The 1,397-nt window shown below is 56.0% G+C and carries 1 rRNA gene (cut by a window edge); it reads right to left on the bottom strand.

From position 1 onward, the window contains the following. Nucleotides 1–2: 2 nt before the first annotated feature. A 23S ribosomal RNA gene (locus tag ACFXHB_RS44570) occupies nucleotides 3–1,397 on the bottom strand; it runs 1,642 nt beyond the window's last position.

Here is a 1,397-nt window from a genome sequence, read left to right as displayed (position 1 = left end):
CTGAGGACAAGCCCTCGGCCTATTAGTACCGGTCAACTCCACCCCTTACAGGGCTTCCATATCCGGCCTATCAACCCAGTCGTCTACTGGGAGCCTTACCCTCTCAAGGAGGTGGGAGTGCTCATCTCGAAGCAGGCTTCCCGCTTAGATGCTTTCAGCGGTTATCCCTCCCGAACGTAGCCAACCAGCCATGCCCTTGGCAGGACAACTGGCACACCAGAGGTTCGTCCGTCCCGGTCCTCTCGTACTAGGGACAGCCCTTCTCAACACTCCTACGCGCACAGCGGATAGGGACCGAACTGTCTCACGACGTTCTAAACCCAGCTCGCGTACCGCTTTAATGGGCGAACAGCCCAACCCTTGGGACCTACTCCAGCCCCAGGATGCGACGAGCCGACATCGAGGTGCCAAACCATCCCGTCGATATGGACTCTTGGGGAAGATCAGCCTGTTATCCCCGGGGTACCTTTTATCCGTTGAGCGACGGCGCTTCCACAAGCCACCGCCGGATCACTAGTCCCGACTTTCGTCCCTGCTCGACCCGTCAGTCTCACAGTCAAGCTCCCTTGTGCACTTACACTCAACACCTGATTGCCAACCAGGCTGAGGGAACCTTTGGGCGCCTCCGTTACTCTTTAGGAGGCAACCGCCCCAGTTAAACTACCCACCAGACACTGTCCCTGATCCGGATCACGGACCCAGGTTAGACATCCAGCACGACCAGAGTGGTATTTCAACGACGACTCCACAACAACTGGCGTTGCTGCTTCAAAGTCTCCCACCTATCCTACACAAGCCGAACCGAACACCAATATCAAGCTATAGTAAAGGTCCCGGGGTCTTTCCGTCCTGCTGCGCGAAACGAGCATCTTTACTCGTAATGCAATTTCACCGGGCCTATGGTTGAGACAGTCGAGAAGTCGTTACGCCATTCGTGCAGGTCGGAACTTACCCGACAAGGAATTTCGCTACCTTAGGATGGTTATAGTTACCACCGCCGTTTACTGGCGCTTAAGTTCTCAGCTTCGCCCGGACGAATCCAAGCTAACCGGTCCCCTTAACGTTCCAGCACCGGGCAGGCGTCAGTCCGTATACATCGCCTTACGGCTTCGCACGGACCTGTGTTTTTAGTAAACAGTCGCTTCTCGCTGGTCTCTGCGGCCACCCCCAGCTCAGAGTGCAAGACTCATCACCAGGAATGGCCCCCCTTCTCCCGAAGTTACGGGGGCATTTTGCCGAGTTCCTTAACCATAGTTCACCCGAACGCCTCGGTATTCTCTACCTGACCACCTGAGTCGGTTTGGGGTACGGGCCGCCATGAAACTCGCTAGAGGCTTTTCTCGACAGCATAGGATCATCCACTTCACCACAATCGGCTCGGCATCAGGTCTCAGACT

The sequence above is a fragment of the Kitasatospora sp. NPDC059327 genome, assembly GCF_042752535.1.
Lineage (GTDB): Bacteria > Actinomycetota > Actinomycetes > Streptomycetales > Streptomycetaceae > Kitasatospora.
Note: the sequence above shows the minus strand (reverse complement) of the source record. Positions and strands in the feature narration are given on the sequence as shown.